General features: G+C 30.7%; 18 protein-coding genes. 6 read left to right on the top strand and 12 right to left on the bottom strand.

From position 1 onward, the window contains the following. Positions 1–129: 129 nt before the first annotated feature. From HN894_06765 to HN894_06800, 8 genes are all read right to left on the bottom strand, one after another. The gene (locus tag HN894_06765) at positions 130–396 is read right to left on the bottom strand and encodes a hypothetical protein (protein MBT7143023.1); all 267 of its coding nucleotides are present in this window, start codon (positions 394–396) and stop codon (positions 130–132) included. A gap of 255 nt (positions 397–651) precedes the next feature. Next, positions 652–1,203 carry a thioredoxin family protein gene (locus tag HN894_06770; protein MBT7143024.1) on the bottom strand — a complete coding sequence of 184 codons (552 nt, stop codon included), beginning with the start codon at positions 1,201–1,203 and terminating at the stop codon, positions 652–654. A 206-nt stretch (positions 1,204–1,409) separates the two neighbouring features. Further along, a complete protein-coding gene (locus HN894_06775; GenBank protein MBT7143025.1) occupies positions 1,410–2,645 on the bottom strand; it encodes an ABC transporter permease in 1,236 nt (411 codons plus the stop codon). A gap of 2 nt (positions 2,646–2,647) precedes the next feature. Then, entirely contained in the window at positions 2,648–3,574 is a 927-nt protein-coding gene (locus tag HN894_06780; GenBank protein MBT7143026.1) for an ABC transporter ATP-binding protein, read from the bottom strand. Positions 3,575–3,681: 107 nt separating this feature from the next. Beyond that, on the bottom strand, positions 3,682–3,963 hold the full coding sequence (locus HN894_06785; protein MBT7143027.1) for a pyrimidine/purine nucleoside phosphorylase: 282 nt from the start codon (positions 3,961–3,963) through the stop codon (positions 3,682–3,684). A 45-nt stretch (positions 3,964–4,008) separates the two neighbouring features. Beyond that, positions 4,009–4,836, bottom strand: a complete 828-nt coding sequence (locus HN894_06790; GenBank protein ID MBT7143028.1) for a CPBP family intramembrane metalloprotease — start codon at positions 4,834–4,836, stop codon at positions 4,009–4,011. 122 nt (positions 4,837–4,958) lie between these two features. Beyond that, on the bottom strand, positions 4,959–6,488 hold the full coding sequence (guaA, locus tag HN894_06795; protein ID MBT7143029.1) for a glutamine-hydrolyzing GMP synthase: 1,530 nt from the start codon (positions 6,486–6,488) through the stop codon (positions 4,959–4,961). A 121-nt stretch (positions 6,489–6,609) separates the two neighbouring features. Next, positions 6,610–8,937 (bottom strand): BamA/TamA family outer membrane protein, encoded by a 2,328-nt coding sequence (locus HN894_06800; protein MBT7143030.1) that lies wholly within the window; start codon positions 8,935–8,937, stop codon positions 6,610–6,612. A 637-nt stretch (positions 8,938–9,574) separates the two neighbouring features. Between HN894_06800 and HN894_06805 the strand changes: the two genes are divergently transcribed. The 4 genes from HN894_06805 to HN894_06820 all read left to right on the top strand — a co-directional run bounded on the left by HN894_06805 (position 9,575) and on the right by HN894_06820 (position 13,859). Then, on the top strand, positions 9,575–10,357 hold the full coding sequence (locus tag HN894_06805) for an RNA methyltransferase (protein ID MBT7143031.1): 783 nt from the start codon (positions 9,575–9,577) through the stop codon (positions 10,355–10,357). Between the two features lie 38 nt (positions 10,358–10,395). Further along, positions 10,396–11,640 (top strand): FtsX-like permease family protein, encoded by a 1,245-nt coding sequence (locus tag HN894_06810; protein MBT7143032.1) that lies wholly within the window; start codon positions 10,396–10,398, stop codon positions 11,638–11,640. A 183-nt stretch (positions 11,641–11,823) separates the two neighbouring features. After that, positions 11,824–12,957, top strand: a complete 1,134-nt coding sequence (gene dnaN / locus HN894_06815) for a DNA polymerase III subunit beta (protein ID MBT7143033.1) — start codon at positions 11,824–11,826, stop codon at positions 12,955–12,957. 116 nt (positions 12,958–13,073) lie between these two features. Further along, positions 13,074–13,859, top strand: coding sequence for a 3'-5' exonuclease (locus HN894_06820; protein MBT7143034.1), 786 nt, complete (start codon positions 13,074–13,076; stop codon positions 13,857–13,859). On the opposite strand, the gene tilS is transcribed toward HN894_06820, so the two are convergent. From tilS to HN894_06840, 4 genes are all read right to left on the bottom strand, one after another. Continuing rightward, positions 13,860–15,179, bottom strand: coding sequence for a tRNA lysidine(34) synthetase TilS (gene tilS / locus HN894_06825; protein MBT7143035.1), 1,320 nt, complete (start codon positions 15,177–15,179; stop codon positions 13,860–13,862). It abuts the gene before it with no gap. A gap of 17 nt (positions 15,180–15,196) precedes the next feature. Further along, on the bottom strand, positions 15,197–16,507 hold the full coding sequence (locus tag HN894_06830) for an anthranilate synthase component I family protein (GenBank protein MBT7143036.1): 1,311 nt from the start codon (positions 16,505–16,507) through the stop codon (positions 15,197–15,199). Positions 16,508–16,574: 67 nt separating this feature from the next. Beyond that, complete coding sequence (locus tag HN894_06835; GenBank protein MBT7143037.1) at positions 16,575–17,264, bottom strand: RloB domain-containing protein; 690 nt, start codon at positions 17,262–17,264, stop codon at positions 16,575–16,577. Next, positions 17,257–18,531 carry an ATP-binding protein gene (locus tag HN894_06840; GenBank protein MBT7143038.1) on the bottom strand — a complete coding sequence of 425 codons (1,275 nt, stop codon included), beginning with the start codon at positions 18,529–18,531 and terminating at the stop codon, positions 17,257–17,259. Before HN894_06840 ends, HN894_06835 begins: the two co-directional genes overlap by 8 nt. Positions 18,532–18,727: 196 nt before the next feature. Between HN894_06840 and HN894_06845 the strand changes: the two genes are divergently transcribed. Together HN894_06845 and HN894_06850 are read left to right on the top strand one after the other, a co-directional pair. Further along, positions 18,728–19,723, top strand: coding sequence for a PorP/SprF family type IX secretion system membrane protein (locus tag HN894_06845; GenBank protein ID MBT7143039.1), 996 nt, complete (start codon positions 18,728–18,730; stop codon positions 19,721–19,723). Between the two features lie 133 nt (positions 19,724–19,856). Beyond that, the gene (locus HN894_06850; GenBank protein ID MBT7143040.1) at positions 19,857–21,704 is read left to right on the top strand and encodes a hypothetical protein; all 1,848 of its coding nucleotides are present in this window, start codon (positions 19,857–19,859) and stop codon (positions 21,702–21,704) included. Positions 21,705–22,164: the final 460 nt, after the last annotated feature.

A 22,164-nucleotide genomic window follows, 5' to 3' on the forward strand; every position in this document is an offset into this window, starting at 1 on the left:
CACATCATCTTTGACCGTCCTCAATTTTTATTCCATCAAAATAGCTCGCTATTACTCAAAAATAAAAATCTGTGGTAGTTCAAATCTGACACACATTTTGAACTTTCGAGACGAAAATTTATGAATTATTCAGGCTAAAGATTTAAATAGTATTTTTGATACATCGAAGCCCGTTGTAGAATCAGTAGCACTTGGGCACCAATCCATATTGAAATGCAGACGAAAAGCCGAGCCGGAAATGCCCATTAAATACTCATAAGAGAAATCCTCCCCAATAGAATTAAGTGCAAGTTGCGTAGATTTTATAAAACTATTGTCGTTACTTTTTGCCCATTCAAAACAAGGGATATTTTCTATAAAAACTTTGTCATTTGTTTTAATAAGCTTTGCTTTCATGACAATTTTATCATTGATTAGTTTTCACATTTAATAAAACAGAATTATATTATAACCAAATCAACCAAATTAAGAATAATTTTTCTAATATTGATGGATATTGAAAATTATACTTATTAAAAAAGAATTTTAGTGCTTATCGACTTTTTCTTAAAAGCTACCTGAAAAATATTGAGTTTTCTTAAATATACAATCTAAATTATTCAGTAATCAAATGAATAGCTGAAACTAACATAACAATTTGTAAGAGAAATTCTATTTCCACTTAATGTTACAACCCATGCTTGGATGCTGGTTTTCATCCACTTTTTTCCCTGCAATGATGGTGTCTAAAGCATCAGACAAATCGCTTCCTGTTGGTTGTCCTATATTTGGACGGGTTTCATCGAATCGTCCTCTGTAGGCACAATTTAAGTTGCCATCGAAAACGAAAAAATCGGGTGTGCATTCGGCTTTATAGGCTTTGGCGATTTCCTGTGTTTCATCGTATAAATACGGAAAAGGATAAGCTTCTTTTTCTGCAACTTGTTTCATGAGTTCCGGTCCGTCTTGCGGATGTGTAGCAACATTGTTGCTGCTAATTGCAATGAATCGTACACCTTTCGATTGATAATCATTTGCAAGATCTCCTAATTTTGAATTCAGATGGTGCACATAAGGGCAATGGTTGCAAATAAATACTACAACTGTGGCAATATTCGATTTTAATTCGGATAGTGATACTATTTTTCCTGAAACTGTATCGGGCAAGGTGAAATCCGGAGCTTTTGTCCCTAATTCCATCATATTTGATTCTACTAACATAATTTTTATTTTAATTTAAAGCATTTGTAAACGCTTCATTTTCTTGTTTAGTATTTGGCTTAATTGATTTAGGTGGATTACATTAATTTGGTTAATTGTTTGGGGAAAATTGTATAAATAACAAATCAAAAAACTATTTGAAAAGCTTATATATAAAAGGAGTTTCTTCAACTTGAAAACAATAAAACAGACAACAAAGTATTGCACTTTCAAACTAACTTCAAAACATTTTTTCGAAATAGCTGAACTGATATTATGGTCATAAGAAGTCCGATTCCGAATAGTATTCCGGCTTTAATGAGAACTGTTGTAAAAGGTAGTTGTCGCCAGAAAATATCGTAAAATCCTTGAATGCCCCAATAATTTACGCTTACAACTGCAATTTTTATGATTTCGGGCATAATAAAAAGTGGCATCATGCTGCCTCCTATAGCCGACATTATTAGGATAATTATGGTTGACAGGCTTTGAACTTGCTGCCGAGAGTTTGAAACAGAGGCAAGAAATATCCCGAAACTCGAACACGCAAATGCAGTTGCCAGTATCATTAAAATCAAAGATGGAATGTCAATACTAATATTTAGACCAAAAGCAAAAAATGCAAAAAGGAACATTATTAAAAGTTGGAGTATAGAAACTGTTAGTCCGGTCATCATTTTGCCGTATAAAATGTAGCTTGGATTTACGGGAGAATAGAGTAGTTTTTTAAGAGTTCCGGCTTCTTTTTCTTCTATCAGTCCGGCACCTAATCCGGCTACACTAAAAAGTAGCATCATTATTGCAGTTCCGGCAACTGCTTGAATCAAACCCAAGGCGCTTTCCTGTTTTTCGCCTACGAGAGAAGTAGTTTTCAGAGCCATTCCAGTTTGGAAATTGTTTTCGTTTTTGCTGTTTTCATTTCCCGAAAAATCGTTTTCCAAATCGTCCATTATGGTATTTAACACTTCCGGTTGAATGTCAGGATATTTATCAAGAATATAGTTATTTACTTTTTTCTGAATACCGGATTTTCCAATATTACCCATAAGTTTGCTAATCAAAACAGATTGTAGTATCCCGATTTCCATTTCTCTGGCTTGGTCGTATTGCAGTTCTATTGGTAGAGTTTTTCCTAAATTTAAGGAATCTTCGAATCCTTGGTGGAAAATTAAAATAGCTGCTCGCTTTCCTCGAATAACTTTTTGGCGGGCATCTTCAAGTTTCATTATTTCCATTTTTAATCCTTTCACAGAATCTAAATCTGCAATTATGGTTTTTGCTATATCTGAATCTTCCAGATTGCAAACCGGTAATAAAATGGGTTTCGACTCTCGGTCTGAATTTTCCATTCCGCCATAAGCTAAAGCAAATAAGGTGATTAAAACAATTGGCAGAAGAAAAGTTAGAAGAACAGCTTTTTTATCTGAAAAAAATAGCTTGATATCTTTTTTATATATTTTTATCATTTTTAGTTCCTCAACTTTTTTCCGGTTAGATTTAAAAACACTGTTTCAAGATTTGCTTTTTTGATTTCTATATTGCTGATTTTTAAGCCTGATTCATTCATTTTTACGATGATATTTGGCAAATCGGATATTGCTTTATCATCAAAAAAAATCAAGATGTTATCTTCAATTGCAAATTTTTGGACAAGAGTATTTTTTAATTTCAGGATTTTGTCTTCGGTAGTTTCAAATATCTTGATTGTGAGATTTTCGGTGGTTTTACTGATTTTTCTCAGTTCATCTACGGTGCCCTGGGCAATTATTTTTCCATGGTCAATAATTCCTATTCTGTTGCAAAGACGTTCGGCTTCTTCCATATAATGAGTTGTGTATATTATGGTTAAGCCTTCTTTATTTAGTTTTTCGGTAACTTCAAAAATTAGATTTCTGCTCTGTGGGTCAATGCCAACCGTGGGTTCGTCCATAAGTAGCACTTTTGGTGAGTGGAGTAGAGCTGAGGCTATATTGATGCGGCGTTTCATGCCACCTGAATAACTTTTTATTTTGTCGTTTCTCCTTTCCCAAAGGCCAAAAAGTTTCAATAAGGAATTTGTTTTTTCTTTTATAATAGAGGGCTTAATATCGTACAAACTTCCCCAAAACAATAGATTTTCGATTGCAGAAAGTTCGTCGTAGAGCGATATTTCCTGAGGAACTATACCCATACTTTTTTTGCAGGCTATTGGCTTAGATTTCAGGTTGTATCGGTTAATTTCAACTTCACCATCATCAGGTTTAAGAATTGTACTTAATATATTAATTGTTGTTGATTTTCCTGCTCCATTTGGACCTAACAAACCGAATATTTCGTTTTCTGTAACTTTAAAACTTATGCCATTAAGTGCCGAGATTTGGTCGTATTTTTTTTTTAGATTTTTTACTTCTATCATATTTATTTTTGAGATAGACCACAGATTCACAAATTTGAAAAAAATCTAAATCTGTGAAACTGGGGTATCAATCATTATTCAAGCTTGGTTTACTTCTTTTCAGAAAACTATTTATAAACACATTTGTAAGATGTTGATTCATCTACTTTTACTTTGAATTTTGTGTCTTTTTCTACAACAAAAGTTTCGTATTCCTTAAAAGTTTTCCAATTGGTTTCTCCGGGCAATAAAACTGTCATTTTCCCTGAAGTAATAGTCATATATTCTATTGATGAAGTTCCAAATTCGTATTCACCTGCTGCCATAACTCCAATTGTTACAGTACTTTCTTTGTTTTCAAAACCTAATGATTTTACTTTTCCGTCGAAATATTCATTTACATTAAACATATTGTAATTTTTAATTATTATTTTTTTTACAAATAAAGTAAATTTTTAACTATTAAAAGATGGTTGCTGATAGTTGCATTTTTCGTTTTTATTAAATTCATTTTTTAATAAGTAAATACAAATTATTGTAATTATTATTGCTCCAACAGAAATGAGAGATAAGTTTAACAATCCACCGTAAATTTCAGTTAATGATTTATCCATCATAGTTTCTTCATCAAAAAAATATATAGCAACGAATGCAAGAAAATTGTTAGCAAAATGCATTATTATAGTTAATATTAGTTTATTGGTTCTATAATAAATCCAACCAGAAAAAATGCCAAATATGAAAGCACCAAGAAATTGCCACGGATTTAAATGAACAATTCCAAAAAGTAAACTTGATATAATTATAGATTTCACGGGTGAGTATTTTTTTAAAAGTCCATCAAGAATAATACCTCTAAATATTAATTCTTCAAGTACTGGTGCTGCAATAACAATGGCAATAAATGAAAATACTCCATTTTGATTTGCGAGTTCAAGAAATATTTTTTCCATAAATTCCGGCATTGGAATAAGGTTGACAAACGGTGATATTATTCCTATTTGAATTGCAATTATTGCAATGAAAACCAGCATAATAATCTTCACAGAACTAAAATCAAAATTATAATTACTTAATCCGGTTCTTTTCTTTTTTATTCGATGAACAATCAAAAAAGGAACTCCCATAGCTAAAAGATAATATGCCAAAAAAGATATTTCCTCACCTATTAAATTATCTAATAATATTACCGGACTAAACAATATCATGCTCAGTATTGCAATTCCAACTATTCCCCAACTTTGTTTAATATTGGGATATTGAATTTCATTATTTTCAGTCATATTAATGTTGTTTTGAGTTTTTTCTGATTGTTGCTTGCATGCAATTTAGACTATATAATTTTAAATATTTTTCATAAATTTTGCTTGTAGTTTCGTATGAATGAATTCTGATGCAACAAATATCACTCCCACTCAATAGTAGCCGGAGGTTTTGAGCTTATGTCATAAACAACTCTGTTGATGCCTGAAACATTGTTGATGATTTTGTTTGAAATTCTTTGCAAAAACTCGTACGGAAGGTTTGACCAATCGGCAGTCATTCCATCAACCGAGCCTACTGCCCGCAGAGCCACAACTTGCTCGTATGTGCGTTCGTCGCCCATTACACCTACCGATTGAATTGGTAAAAGCATTGCGCCGGCTTGCCAGACTTCATCGTACAAACCAGCAGATTTTAGACCTGTTATAAAAATATCATCAACTTCTTGCAAAATTTTTACTTTCTGTTCAGTAACATCTCCAAGAATCCTGATTCCGAGACCGGGGCCGGGAAAAGGATGACGATTTAGAATTTTAGTAGTAATTTTTAGTTCACGCCCCACTTTCCTAACTTCATCTTTAAACAATAGCCGCAGGGGTTCTACAATTTTTAGTTTCATAAAATCGGGAAGTCCTCCAACATTATGATGAGATTTTATGGTAGCTGAAGGTCCTTTTACAGAAATAGATTCAATAACATCGGGGTAAATTGTTCCTTGAGCCAACCATTTTGCTCCATCAATTTTGTTAGCCTCTTCGTCGAAAACTTTTATAAATACTCCTCCAATAATTTTTCTTTTCTGTTCTGGTTCAGTAATTCCTTTGAGTTTCTCATAAAACTTGTTTGCTGCCGAAACTCCTATTACTTTAAGACCCATGTCTTTGTATGAATGCAAAACCTCTTCAAATTCATTTTTTCGTAACAATCCATTATCAACAAAAATGCAAGTTAAGTTTTCTCCAATTGCTTTTTTTAGCAAAATGGCAGCAACGGTTGAATCAACACCACCCGACAGACCGAGAATTACTTTGTCGTTTTTCAATTGCGTTTTAAGTTCGGCTATGCTGTTGTTTGCAAAAGAGCCCGGAGTCCAATTTGGCGAACATTTACATATCGAAAAAACAAAATTTTGCAGAATAGTTTTTCCTTCAACGGTATGATACACCTCAGGATGAAATTGAAGCCCGTAGGTTTTCTCATCATTTATCTGAAATGCTCCGACTTCTATATCTTTTGTGCTCGATATTTTTTCAAAATTTTTGGGCAATTTAGTAATTGTATCTCCGTGCGACATCCATACTTGTGAATTTTCGCTAATATTTTGAAAAAGCAAATTTTTGGTTTCAACAAGATGCAAATTTGCCCTGCCATATTCGCGGTGTTCTGATGGCACAACTTCGCCACCCAAACTATGAGCCAAATATTGAGCTCCATAACAAACCCCAAGAAGCGGCTTTTTCTTCATAAAAGCCTTCAGATCAATTTGTGGAGCATTTTGGTCGCGAACAGAAAATGGACTTCCAGAAAGAATTATCCCTTTTACACTCTTGTCGAGTTCCGGAATATTATTGTAAGGGTGAATCTCACAATAGACACTTAATTCGCGAACTTTTCTGGCAATAAGCTGAGTATATTGCGACCCAAAATCTATTATTAGTATTTTTTCTTGCATGTTGAAATATTTAGTAATTTAAGATTTGAAATTAGAAATTGGAAATTTCATCATCCTATTACATTAATTATACATAATTTATTAATTCTCTTTAAGCAATATGAACATAATTCATAATTCATTAAAATGGATATCCCACCCCAACATTCAGCATAAAATCCTGACTACTATATTCTCTGTTTCCAATTATCCATTTATTTTCTATTTCCATTGGATCTCTCACTTTTATCCCTAAATCGGAGCGGAAAACAAAAAAGCCGAAATCGAAACGCAAGCCTATCCCTGTTCCTACAGCAATTTCTTTGTAAAATCTGTCGAACTCGAACGAAGCTCCAATTCTGTTATCTGTTTTTTCGGAGAGTGCCCAAATGTTTCCAAAATCTAAAAATATTGCTCCTTTTATAATCCAAAACATATCGAATCTCAGCTCAAGATTTGCTTCTAATTTAATATCAGCCGAAAGGTTTGGGACATTTGAGGAGTCGATATACGAGCCTGGCCCCAAAGAACGTACTCTCCAGCCTCTTACACTATTTGCTCCGCCCGAAAAATATTTTTTTACAAAAGGTATTGATTCTGAATTTCCATACGGAATTCCAATCCCGAAAAAACCACGATAAATTATTATATTCTTGGGGTTGATATAGTTGTAGTGCCTGAAATCTATATCGAATTTGAAATATTGAGCATAGCGGCTATTTAAAACCTGATAGTAATCTTCATCTTTTTTAGTGTTTAAAATCAAATTACTCAGAGTTAATAAATTACCTGCAACTTCTGTATTCAATCTGAAAAAATTGAAATCTGTTGATTTTTTAACATTTTGATTATTAAAAATATAGCTGTAGTTTGTTGATGAAATGAATTGTGTTTCGTAGCTGCTTTTAATATAAAGAGTATCTAAATAATCTAGAAATTCTTCAGTAGCATCGCTGAGTTTTATAGAGTTTATTTCAATGGGATTTATTAAGTTTTCTGTGTAAGAATCACCTTTCCAATAATAGCCAAATGAAGCATTCCGAATTGTACGGGTATAATCCGGGCGGTTTTGATAATGATAGGCTAACGAAAGGCTGGTTTTGGGTTTAAACTTACGGTAATTTTTCAGATTATTAAAAGGAATCAGAAATTTTGGCAAAAAAAGTTTTGTCTCAAATCCATATTCAATCGTATTTGGTATAAAACCTTTCTCGTTCTGCGGGTTATCTTCCACAGTCGATTGCGATTCGGCAGAACCCAAAAGCTTCAGATTAAAAATCTCGGCTCCTTTGAACAAATTGTTGTGTTTGTACATTAAGTTTCCTCCAAAACCAATATATCCTGAAGAGCTTGTTAGTTCGCCCTCAACTGTATAAGATTGTGAAACAGTGGGAGATAGATAGATTTTACAATTTAAATAATTCTCAGTAATATCTTCCAAGGGGATAAACTGAATATTTATTATCTTAAAAACTTGAAGTGCTGCCAGACGTTTATTCGTTTCTGAAACATTTATCAAGCTAAAAAACTGATCGGGAACCAAATAATTTGCATTGAAAATAACATCAGGAGTAATTTTTAACGAGTTTTGGTATGCAAAATTTACTCCTTCAATACTTATTGTATCGAAATTTTTAAAATATTCTTCTTTTTGATTTAAAGCTTTGGTCTGGTCATAATCTGTATAAAAACAGACATCTTTTATTTTGTATTTTTTGTGTTTCGAAAAAACTATCTGATTTTCAGAGTTGATTTGTTGATTTTCATGAATATTAACAACTAAATTTATCTGTTTGGAATTGGATAAACTATCGGCCAAAAAATCGACAAACTTCTTGGAAAAGTAGTAATAACCATTATTTTTCAAGACATTGGAAATGCGGCTTCTTTCTTCTTGCAAAATTTCTGTGTCGAACAAAATCCCTTTCTTTAAGAGCGAATTCAGAGTGTCTGCAAGGAGAATTTTTTTGATTGCAGTATCCTGAATTTTATATTCAATTTTGTTTATTTTGAAAGGCTCGTTCGCTGAAATTCTATATAAAATAGTAGCTTGTTTCCTTTTGAAAATAGTTGTATCGTCTATTGTTGAGTTATAGTATGCTCTGTTTTTCAGATAAAGTTTAAATTGTTTTAGAGTTTTTTTTGTTTGATATTCTTCGTAAATTACAGGTTCTTCGCCAATTACATTTTTAAATTTATTTTTCCATTTTCTATCTTTTCCGCTATTCGATAAATTGTAAATAAACAAATGAAACCTAAACATATTTAGGATGCGTGTATTTGGTTTTTGTTTTATGTAATTCTCTAATTCATTGATATCAATGTCTTTATTGTCGCATTCTATTTTTACATTTTTTAATAAAAACTTGTGTTGAGGAACATGCTTTGTAGGTTTGCACGATAGCATTACTGCAAAGATTAGCAATATTCCAATAGTATTTCTAACAATATTTTTTATTCTAAATTTCAATCCAAAAAAAATCTTATTATCACAATTTTGCAAAGATAGAAATTTATTGTGCGTTGAGAATTTGAAATGTATTTGTAGTGTCTCTAACCTGAATAATTCACAAATATTTCTACTACAAGCCCAAACTGCACATCATCATTGACCGTCCTCAATTTTTGTTCCATCAAAATAGCTCGCTATTACTCAAAAATAAAAATCTGTGGTAGTTCAAATCTGACACACATTTTGAACTTTCGTTACGAAAATTTGTGAATTATTCAGGCTAAGAAAACAGTTCAAAATTAAAAATATCTCTTTTTGCGATATTTCTATTTTTTTCCATTTGGCTAATTCAAAGGCATTTACTGCATGAAATAAAAAGGAAATATCATCAAAAATAAATTATTTTATAAAAATTGCCTGTTTTCTGAGAGCCACTATGTAGTGCTTCTAAGAAAACTCCATTTTCTTCAAATGGCTCTAAGAAGACGGCAAGAACAAGGCTTGTGAAGAATTTGGAACTCAGGAGTTTACTTTTGTAAATGACTGATTCAAAATTCAAGCATAACGAAGTTATTGTCGTTTTCTTAGAGCCATTATATAGAAATTTGAGGCTGATAAATTATTATTCTATATTTTTATAGCTTAAAAAAAGAATATGTTAAGTAAGAATAAAATAGCATTAATAAATTCTCTTAAAAGTAAAAAGGGCAGGCTGAAAAATAATCTATTCATTGCTGAAGGAAGCAAACTTTTTGATGAAATGCTGCATTCAAGTTTTAAAACAAAATTCGTTTTTGGGAAAAAAGATTGGCTTTCGAAAATCGAAAATCATCACGAAAATTCTGAATGTGAGTATTTTCATATTGAAGAAAATGAAATGAAAAAAGTTAGTTCTTTGACTAGCCCACAAGAAGTTTTGGCTCTTGTAGAAATTCCAAAATTCAAATATGAGCATAGCGAAATTGAAAAAGAGCTTTCATTAGTTTTAGATAGGGTTCAGGATCCGGGAAATCTGGGAACAATAATTAGAATTGCCGACTGGTATGGAATAAAAAATATCTTTTGCTCAGAAGATACTGTTGATGCTTTTAACCCAAAAGTTATACAAGCCACAATGGGCTCAATTGCCAGAGTTAAAGCTCATTATGTGGATATTATAAGTTTTCTGAAAAATAATCCTAATGGGAGTAATTTCCCAATCTATGGAAGTTTTTTAGATGGTTTAAATATCTATAAAACTAAATTAGAAAACCATGGATTAATAGTTTTAGGAAGCGAATCGCATGGAATTTCTCAAGAAATTCTCCCATTTATTTCTGGTAAAATTACAATTCCGAGTTTTAATGATACTTTAAACAGGCCTGAATCGTTAAATGTTGCAATTGCTACGGGAATAATTTGTTCAGAGTTTAGAAGAAATTTAATGATTTATGATTGAGCAAAAATTATGTATTTTTACAAAATTATTTTAAATAAATGGTAATATTAAAACTCTTAAACGAAAGTTTACTTTTTGCAATTAATTCGCTTGTAGCAAATAAGTTACGAACACTATTGTCTTTGCTCGGTATTACTATTGGAATTTTTGCAATAATCTCGGTTTTCACAGTGATCGATTCTCTGAAATATAGTATTCGCACCAGCATAGAGTCTTTAGGAGACGATGTTGTTTACATTCAGAAATGGCCCTGGACTTTCGAGGCAAACTATCCATGGTGGAACTATATGCGCCGACCGGTTCCAAAATTACAGGAATTGTCGGAATTGCTAAATCGTACAACAAAAGTTGATGCAGCGGCTTTTTTGGTTTCAACACGAAAAACAATTAAATATAAAAATATCTCTGCCGAAAGAACAACTATCATGGCAAGTTCGCACGATTACGACAAGATTTGGTCGTTCGATATTGCAAAAGGAAGATATTTTTCGATTCTGGAATCTTCTCTCGGGAAAAATAAAATAATCTTGGGGCATGAAATTGCTAAAAATATTTTCGGCAATTATGAACCTATAGGAAAAGAGATAAAAATTCTTGGTAGGAAACTCATTGTAGTTGGAGTTTTTAAAAAGGAGGGTACCAGTATTGGTCAAAGTATGGACGATATTGCCCTGCTTCCAATAAATTTTGCTCGCACACTTTTCGATATAAATAGCGAAAGACTTGATCCATTTATCATGGTGAAAGCGAAAAAGAACGTTGCTATGGCGGAACTTTTAGACGAATTGAAAAGCGTGATGCGTGTTATCAGGAAGATAAAACCTCTTGGCGACGATAATTTTGCATTGAACAGAGCAAGCCTCATTATTACACAATTCGACAATGTTTTTAGCGGAATAAGTTTTGCTGGCGGAATTATTGGTGGATTTTCAATAATTGTAGGGGCATTCGGAATTGCAAATATCATGTTCGTTTCTGTGAAAGAAAGGACTCATCTTATTGGGATACAAAAATCTCTCGGAGCTAAAAATTTCTTTATTCTACTACAATTTTTGTTCGAGTCGGTTTTACTTTCCTTACTTGGCGGTTTTATTGGGCTAATTTTTGTTTACATCGGAATTTTAATAGCTAATGAATATGATATAATGGAATTTTCATTAACAATTAGAAACTTTTTTATTGGCAGTGGAATATCGATTGGGGTTGGTTTGTTAGCTGGAATTTTTCCTGCATATGTTGCTTCGAGGCTCAATCCGGTCGATGCTATAAATAAGGTTTCATAATATTCTTATTTTCTTGTTATTCAATAAAATGCTGAGGCATTAGAACCAATAGAATTTTATTGAACCAACTATTTAAAAAAAACTAAATAATCAAACATAAATTTTTTACATTTGTATTTTGTTTCTAATTGAAACAATATTTTGAATTAATGCAAATTACTAATTAGAATTAAAATAAGACCAATGAATTTTGTAGTATCAAGCGTAGAATTGTTGAAGCACCTTCAATCGGTAGGCAAAGTTTTAAATGCAAAAAACTCATTACCCATTTTAGACAATTTTCTTTTCGAAGTTACAATAGATAAATTAACTATGACAGCCTCCGATTTGGAAACAACTTTAATAAGTACTTTAGATATAGAAGAAGTTTCTGAAGAAGGAAGCATGTGTATTGAGGCACGCCGCATCTTAGATATTTTGAAAGAATTTCCGGAACAACCACTCAAATTCGATTTTGATATGGAGACATATATTGTCAAAGTTTTTTCGGACAAGGGAGTTTTTCAAATTCCAGGCGTTGGAATTGAAGATTTTCCGGCACTTCCCGAAATTGAAGAAGAGAAAAGAAACTCAGTACAGATTGAATCTGAAATACTATTTAAAGGAATAACAAATGCTTTTTTTGCCACTGCCGACGACGAACTTCGCCCAATTATGAACGGAGTTTTTGTTGAAATATCGAACAATAGTGTAACATGTGTGGCTTCCGATGCTCACAAATTGGTTCGCTACAGGAGACGCGACACAATGCCGGAAATTGAAGCCTCGTTTATTTTACCAAAAAAATCGTCTTCTCTGTTTAAAAGCTTGCTTCCTCGTGAACCCGAAAATCAAGTAAAAATTGAATTTGATGATAAAAATGCCTTCTTCGAATTTGATACCTACAAAGCTGTTTGTCGATTTGTGGAAGGTAAATATCCGAGTTACAATACCGTAATACCGGAAACCAGTCCCATTAAAATTGTTGTGGACAGAACCGATTTTTTGAAAACCTTAAGACGAGTTTCTGTTCTATCAAATCAGGCAAGCAACTTAATTAAGTTAAAATTGACGAGCAACAATATAGAAGTTTCAGGCCAAGATATTGATTATGCAATTTCTGCAGTCGAAAATTTGCCTTGCCAGTATGAAGGAGAAGAAATAGAAATAGGATTTAAGTCAATTTTCTTAATTGATATTTTGTCAAATTTATTAACCGATTCCGTTTCTATTGAACTTGCAGATTCAACACGAGCAGGATTACTACTACCTGTCGCTAACGAATTGAAAGATGAAGATATTCTGATGCTCATAATGCCAATGATGCTTGGAAATTAGACTTTATTCCTAAAATAAATAATATTAATTACCGCAAATTCAGAAAAAAACAATAGATTTTGAAGAATTTGCGGTTTTTTTTGAATAATCTATTAATTTTTACAAATATATATCTAATGCAATTAGAATTAAAACGACCAATCGTATTTTTCGATTTAGAAACAACCGGAATAAATGTTATAAAAGATAGGATAGTTGAAATTTCGATGCTAAAAATACTTCCTGGAGGAGACAGAGAAAGCAAAACTCTTTTAGTAAATCCAACTATTCCCATTCCGGCTGAAGTTGTAAAAATTCATAATATTTCGGACGAAGATATTAAAGACAAACCCACTTTTAAAGAAATTGCGAAGAATATTGCAAAATTTCTTGAAGGTTGCGATTTGGCTGGCTATAATTCCAATAAATTTGATATTCCACTGCTTGCCGAAGAATTTTTAAGAGCCGATGTAGATTTAGATATGAAAAAACATCTATGTGTCGATGTGCAGGTTATTTTTCATAAATTGGAGCCTCGAACGCTTGGTGCTGCACTTAAATTTTATTGCAAAAAAGAATTGATCAACGCTCATAGTGCCGAAGCAGACACCAATGCTACCTATGATATTTTGTTAGCTCAAATAGAAAAATACGACCAATTAAAGAATGATATTGAAACTTTATCGAAGTTTTCAGCCCATACCAAAAATGTCGATTTTGCAGGACGAATTGTATATAACAATGAAAATAAGGAAATTTTCAATTTTGGAAAACACAAAGGAAAATTGGTTGAAGAGGTTTTGAAAAAAGATACGGGATATTATTCATGGATGATGAACAATGAGTTTCCTTTATATACTAAAAAAGTACTTACTGCAATAAAATTGAAAAATCTACAAAGCAATTTCAAAATAGTTTCATAATCAGGATTTGATAATCAAAACCTTTTTTGTCTTTTCAGATATTTTGAAACGATTGTCTATTCGTTTTCCAATTATCCAAACAATTTTGTCTTCTGAAGTCAAAATCCATTGATTTTCTTTTTCAAGGATTGAAAATTTTTGGTCAATAAAAAAGTCGCTAAGTTTCTTTGACTTTTTCATCCCGAGAGGAAAAAATCTATCTCCTTTTTCCCACTTTCTAATTTTCAATGGAAATTTTAATGTATCGAAATCAAGATATGCAATTTCGGTATTTTTTTTAATTTTATCTGATGAAATAGAAGGATTCAAGCCTAATTTAAGTGAAATGGGTTCAGAGATTTCCTTTGTCTCTGAATTAATCTGAAATTCTTCATAAGAAATTGTTTTTTTTTCTGTAATAATAAGAAATTCTCTGTCAATAATTATTCTGTGAGATTTTGTGAAAAATTGCCTCCCCGAAACATATCCAATTGATTTACATATATCAGCGACATTTTCTTGAGTAAAACCAAATTTATATATCAGTTCATATAGAAATGTTTTATAAGGTTTGTGTTTTTGAAGCTCGTTTAATGATATTTTTATTTGATTCTCAGAATGGCTAATTACTTTATTTTTAACATCTTCAATTGCAGTTGCATAAATTTTTTCTGTGGCAGCAAGTTTTTCGATATTTTCCAATATTGTGTCAGAAAAAGCTGGATTGAGTTCATTAAACAAAGGCAAAATTTGGTGTCTGATTTTGTTTCTTTTATACTTTATAGACTTATTGCTTGAGTCTTCGCGAAAAGGGAGTTGATTTTCTAAACGATACGAATCAATCATTTTTCTATCGGCAAAAAGTAATGGTCTGACAATTTTATCGTTTTTCGCATTTATACCTGTCAGTCCTCGAATTCCGGTTCCTCTAATTAAATTTAGAAAAAAGGTTTCTACAATATCGTCTTTGTTGTGCGCAATGGAAATGTAATCGAAACATATTTCTTTCCTTATTTTTTCAAACCAATTGTAACGTAACTCCCTTGCAGCCATTTGAATGGAGATTTTTTGAGAACTGGCATATTTTTTAGTGTCAAATTTTTTCACAAAGAATTGAAGTTTATACTTTTTCGATAAACTACGTACAAATTTTTCGTCTTCCATAGATTCATCGCTTCTTAACTGAAAATTGCAATGAACAATAGCAATTTCAAGCTTTGTTTTCGCAAATAAATCTAACATTACAATTGAATCGATACCTCCGCTAACTGCTATTAAAACTTTGTCGTTTTTAGAAAATAGATTATTTTTTTTTATAAACTTGTGAAATTGGTTGTTCATATTTTATTTATTGATCACTATTTATTTAATGATTTTATCATAGCTTCAGCTTTTAGAAGGCATTCTTCATATTCTTTTTCAGGCAAAGATTTATCTGTAATTGCGCTGCCCACTTGGAAAGATAAATATTTTTCAGATTCGTTGTACAAAAAACTTCTAATTACAACATTAAAATCGAAATCTTTGCTCGGAGAAATGTAGCCAACTGCTCCAGAGTATAGCGATCTTTTAGTTTTTTCGTATTGTTCAATCAGTTCCATGGCTCTAATTTTTGGAGCACCTGTCATAGAGCCCATAGGAAACGAATATTTTATTAGGTCTATGTATGAATATTTTTTTTGAAGTTTCGATACAACAGTAGAAATCATATGATGCACCTGAGCAAAGCTGTAAATGCCGCATAACTCTTCTACTTTCACAGTATTTTTGCAGGCAGTTCGCGAAAGATCGTTCCTCACCAAATCAACAATCATTATATTTTCTGCTCTTTCTTTTGGGTCGTTTTTTAGTTTTTTTATTAACAGATTGTCATCTTTTGGATTTTTACCTCGTTTTATAGTTCCTTTTATAGGTTGCGAAATAATTTTGTCTTCAATTTTTTTCAAATATCGTTCAGGGCTTGCTGAAATCAGAAATTTGTCGTCAAATTTATAGAAACACGAAAAAGGAGTTGGTGATATTTTTTTCAAAATAGAAAATAAAAAATAAGGATTGATTTCCGCATTTTTAGCAAAAAATTCCTGGCAGAAATTTGCTTCATAAATATCCCCTCTTTTGATGTGTTGTTGTAGTTTTTCAATTATTTCAATGTATTCTTTTTTGCTTATTCGTTTTTTTATTACTACCTCATTTTTGCTTACCGTAGTTCGTATTTCTGTTGTTTCAATTGCTTGAAATATTACATCAATATTTTTTTCATTCAAATTTTGATTGTAAAATAAAATTTCTACCTTGTTTTTTAAGAAACAAAAAACATATTGAGGTTGAAAAAAATGGAGTTCCGGAAATTTTAATCTATCCAAGTTTTTTGAATTTAGGCTTTCGACCTCATTTTTCAAATCGTATGAAAAATATCCGAATAGCCAGTCGTTTATTGAATTACTGAAATGTTCAAAATCGTCAAAACAATTTTGATTTGCAACAATTTCTTTTATGCAACCAATAGCAGCAATTGTTTTGTATTTCGAGTATTCATATTTCGATTTATTGCTATTCAAAACATTATTGCTGTCGAAATATGCAATTCTGCCAAACTGTTTTGCCCAAATTAAAAGTTTATTTTTGAAAACTTCTAAGTCCCTAATTGAATATATTTTGCTTTTTCTCAATGTTTTTATTCATTATATTGTTTCATTTTAAACATAAAACAATCTTTCTCAAACACAAACTAATATTTCATGCCCGCATATTTTTATTTAGCAGTTTCACCAATTCAAACACCAGAGTAACAGGGTTTTGTTTATGATATTCTAATCTATTTTTATCTTGAAATAGTTTTACGGCTCTTTCAATTGCCTTTTTTTGACTTGATTTTGGGTCGTTCATTAAAATATCATATATGTTTTTGCTGAATTTCCATTCTTTACCATGCTTTTCATAATTAATTTCCCAAAATTTACTAAGTTGTTTATAATAAAAAGTTCTGTGGTTTTTTTGCTCAGTATATTGATAATGAAGATAAAACCAGAGTTCGAATGAATCATTTGAATATGCTGCTTTATATCCATTATTTTTTGCTTTTATAATAGCATTATCAAAATTTGATTTGCAATTTTTCTCGTCAAGTTTAATGTCCATATCAAAAACACACCAAACCTCATCGTAAGTTTCAGATTTAAGAATATTTTCTGTGCTCTCAATTAATTGTATCTTAGATTGTCCTAATCCAACAGCTTTAACACACAATGATAGCACAGGAAATGATTCGAAATACAATTTTTCAGTATTTTGTCCTTCGCATACAATCAGAATAGTACTGTAAGGCTCAACAGTTTCTACTTTATATTCTGAAGGTTTCACCTTTTTTAGCCAAGCTTTATTTTGCTTTTTATCACCGAATTTAATTGCTTTGGTTTTTTTAGGCATCGTCTTCAGTTTTTAGAATTTGATTAAAATCGCCTAAAAACGGAATTGCTCCATATTTTCCTTTTATATAGTCCTTCTCAAAGGATGTATTTTTTCTAACACCTTTAAATTTCACCAAAGTATATAAATGACTTTCTCCATATTTATCTTTTTCAACAAAATCAATTTGGTCTCTTCTTAATAATTTGACAGAAAGTAAATTAGTGTCGTGAGTTGCAAAAATTAATTGAGAGGTTTTGTTAACATCTGAATTAAAAAGCTCGACGATTTTTTTTGTGATTAATGGATGAAATCTTGCATCAAACTCATCAATTATTATAGGGCGTCCCTCTGTGAGCGCCAATAATAACATAGGACTTAGTTCAAATATTTTTTTTGTTCCTTCGGATTCATTAAATAAAAAATCAAAAGGCTCATTATGCACTACATTTTTTTTGCTGTCATATTTTTTATGCTCAGAAATTACTAATTTCTTCCCTTTCAAATCTTTTATTATTTCTTCTGGAATAGATTTTTTTAGATTATCTTCTGAAACCTCAATCAATTTTATATCTTCAATTCCCGTATCAGCTAATCTTAATAGTTTTAATACTTTTTCTTTAATGGTTCCAATTTCTAATATGCTTTTTGTAAGTTCATGTGAATTCATATCTTTCAAACCAGGAACAATAATTATTCGACTTAAGTAATTCGAGATACTTTGTGCTTTTTTACCATTTAAGGAGGCTATTGTAGTTAAAAATAAAGATTTTTCATCAATCAAACTATCATCATCATTATCGAATAAAGATAATCTCCTTGAGCCTTCTGCAAAATGTTTTTCACTAATTTTGATTATTTTGTTTTGATCTCGTATGAAAAAAGGTACTTCTCTAATATTAAGTTTTCCATATAGCCATTCACTTGTAATCTTTTTATCAGTTGCCTCAAAACCATATCTATAAGTAATATTTTCAAGTTGAAATATAAGTTGAAAAAAAGTTGGTTGATTTTCAGTTTCAGTACACAACCTGAAATTATCAACACTTTCTATTTCTTCATTATTTTTTACAGATAAAACAATTATACGCAGAAAAGTTGTTATAGCTATAATAATATTACTTTTACCTGATGCATTTGCTCCATAAATGGCTTTGCATTTCAATAAGGAATTATGATCTTGTATTGTACCTCTATTATCCAAATCATTAATTTTTGCCGATGTCAAATTTAAAGAATTAATATTCTTAAATGATTTGAAATTCCCAAAACTAAATTCATAAATCATATCTCTAATTTTAATATTTGCAATTAATTTACAAATATATGAATTAACATTATTGTTTTCAAACTACAGAAACTATTTTTGTTAAGAATAAATTATCTGCAAAAAAACCTTATTAATTTAAACACCCAAAGCTATTAAATTTATATATTTGCTCATTAATACTGCTTAAGATTTGATGATAAAAAAGGCATTTTTTTTGAACATGTTGATTTTTGCTACCATAATGGCATTGTCGCAAGATATTCATTTTTCTCAATTTAATGCTTCTCCAATAAACTTAAATCCATCGAATTGTGGCAGTTTTCCTGGAGATTTCAGACTTGTAGCAAACCAAAGAAATCAATGGAAATCGATTACCACTCCTTACAAAACTTTTTCGACTTCATTAGATAAAAATTTTAAAAAATTAAATATTCGCAAAACATTTTTCGGTGCAGGATTTTTAGTAAATTCCGATAAAGCCGGCGATGGCGAATTTGGGACAACTCAAGTAAATCTATCATTTGCTGCACATTACAAATTAAAAAAAGATAGTAGTGCAATTTTATCTTTTGGCACTGGCGGAAATATTTTTCAGTATAGTGTTAATTATGATAATTTCACTTTTGGCGAACAATATGATGGAAGATTTAACTCTAAATTGCCTACTGGTGAGGATTTTACAAAAATGCAAGACAATCTGTTATTTTTTGATGTTAATGTAGGATTGAATCTGTTTTTGAAGTTTAAAAGACAAAATCATGGAAATATAGGAATCTCCTTAAATCACATAAATTCTCCAAATGTTTCTTTTTTCTCAAATGAAAATTCAATAGCAAGAAAATTTGTTTTCCATGGCAATGCTTCACTAAAGTTAGAAAAGAGATTTACTTTATTGCCCGGCTTCTTTATACAGAATCAAAATTCTTTAAACGAGATAAATATTGGTAGTTTAGTGAAATATAATTTAAATAATATTCTAGTTCATTCAATTTATTTTGGTGGATATTTTCGTTGGAAAGATGCGCTAATAGTTCATTTTGGACTTGACTATAAAGACATAAAACTTCAGTTTAGTTACGATGTAAATTTGTCGCGGCTTCGTAGTGTAAGCAACGGAAGGGGAGGATTGGAGTTATCTCTAATTTATATTTTTGATCTCTCAAAAAATAAAGAAAGTTTGAATAGAAAAATATGCCCGACATTTATTTAATTACAAATTAACAATGATTGTTATTAGATTGTATAGTAGTTTATTAAGTAATTACAAAACGTTTATTCAGAAAAAATTGTTTGTTTGTATTTTCCTATTTGTATTTGTAATGAATTCAGTTTCAGCACAAAATGTGAAATATTTAGTAGAAAGTGGTGATAAATATTTTGCTGCTAAAAATTATATAGCTGCTTCAGATAATTACAAAAAGGCAATCAAATTGAATGAAAATATTATTGAAATATATTATAAATATGCCCAATCTTGCAGATTATCAAGAAATTATACTGAAGCTGAAAAGTGGTATAAAAAAACAATTAAAGAAAATTCCATAGAATTTCCCTTGTCGGGATTTTGGCTTGCAGAATGTCAAAAATATCAAGCAAAATATAAACTTGCCTCAAAATCATTTATTCAATTTTATGAAAACTACGAACTTGAAAATGATTTCTATAAATTAAAATCAAAATATGAAGCCGAGGTTTGTGAAAATCATGCAAATGTTGAACAAATTGATGAAAAAAAGCAAGTTCAGAAACTCGATACTGTAATAAATTCAGATTATAGCGAATTTAATGTGTTTGAATATGATGATTCGACTATAATATTTTCGTCTTTGCTTACAAATTCAAATGAATTGGATAACTATTGCATAAAATATTTCAAAATAGATAAAAATAAACTAAGGAAGAGCACTTTTTTCGAAAACGAAGAAAATGTGTGTGAAATTACGCATATTTGTTTTTCATCAGATAAAAAAACTATTTATTTTACAAAAAGGCTGACTTTAAAAGAGGAAAAACAGAGTAAGATTTACAGAGCAAATTTCAACAATGGAAAAATTGAAAATCAAAAAATGCTATCAGAAAATGTAAATTTTCCGGAATCTAATTCTATTCATCCTTTTATTACAAATTTTCACGATCAAGAGTTCCTAATATTTTCTTCAGATAGAGAAGGTGGTTTTGGGAAATTCGATTTGTATTCGTGCCAAATTTTTGAAAATGGAAAAACCGGAAATTGTCAAAACTTGGGAAATCAAATAAATTCGATTGATGATGAAATTTCGCCCTTTTATTTTGCGGGGGATACTAATCTGTTTTTCAGCTCTAAATGGCATGGTAGTTTCGGTGGATTTGATGTTTATAAATCTAAAGGTGATTTTTCTATATGGGAAATTCCGGAAAATTATGGACATTCTGTAAATTCCTCTCTTGACGATCTGTATTTCTCGTTCAATAATAGTACAAAAATTTCATATTTTGTTTCAAATCGAGGAAAATCGAGTATTTTTAATAAGTATGAAACTTGTTGCAATGATGCTTACTCTCTCAAATTGCCTGAAACCCATAACGATACGGTCAGACATATTCTAAAAATGGAGAATTTGTTTCAGGGACTTTGTAGCTATCTTCCGTTAAATTTGTACTTCGACAACAATCAACCAAATCCACAAAACGAGGACACAACAACAAATTTGAGTTACGAAACCCTTGTTTTAGAATATCTAAATCAAGTAGATATTTATAAACAAGAATTTTGCGATGACTTGCAAGACAGCGAGTTAGAAGTTTCGATGGCACAAATAGATTCCTTTTTTGGTCAAGAAGTAAAAAAAGGATATTATGATTTGCTAAGGTTTTTTGAAGACTTAGTAGAATTATTAGAAAATGGCAAAACAATAGAAATTTCCTTGAAAGCATATGCAAGTCCTTTAAATTCAGCAGAATATAATATAAAGCTTTCGAAACGAAGAATTGTTAGTTTGAAAAATTTTATGCGAGAATACAAGAATAGTTCTCTTGCAAAATATTTTGAAAATCCGGATGCTTCGCAATTAACAATTATTGAACAACCTTTTGGTGAAAGCAAATCGCCAGTGAATATTTCAGACGATATAAACGATTTGAAAAATTCAGTTTATAATCCCTTGGTTGCAAAAGAAAGGAAAATTTCAATTACTTTGATTGAAATGAAATAATTGAAGCTTTTGCTTCTTTGTAACTAATCAGTGTCAGAAACTTGAAGTTAATATACGCTTCCTCTCTGTGAAATTCGCATAGATTAAAACGAATTATTTACAACCCATATAATTATAACTTTTCAACACACTGATTACATACAAATAATTCATTATGATGGGATTAAAGGAAAAAGACAAAAATAGTTTGCGAGCATACAGAATTCTTATATTTTTGCAAAAGTGTTTTTAATTTAAATTAATTTTATATCAAAGTCAATCAATATTATGACATGAATCAAGTAGTACAACAGAAATTTACACACATGTTTGCGAGAACAATTTTAGAAATTTTAAAAACCCAATAGATGACCTACTTTAATCAGAATAATAAAAATGTACGCTTATACCCTAAAATTCCGTGTGTAAACGTACATTTTTCTAAAGACAAAGAAGATATAAGCGTACATGTACGCTTACA

It is taken from the genome of Bacteroidota bacterium, from assembly GCA_018692315.1.
GTDB lineage: Bacteria > Bacteroidota > Bacteroidia > Bacteroidales > JABHKC01 > JABHKC01.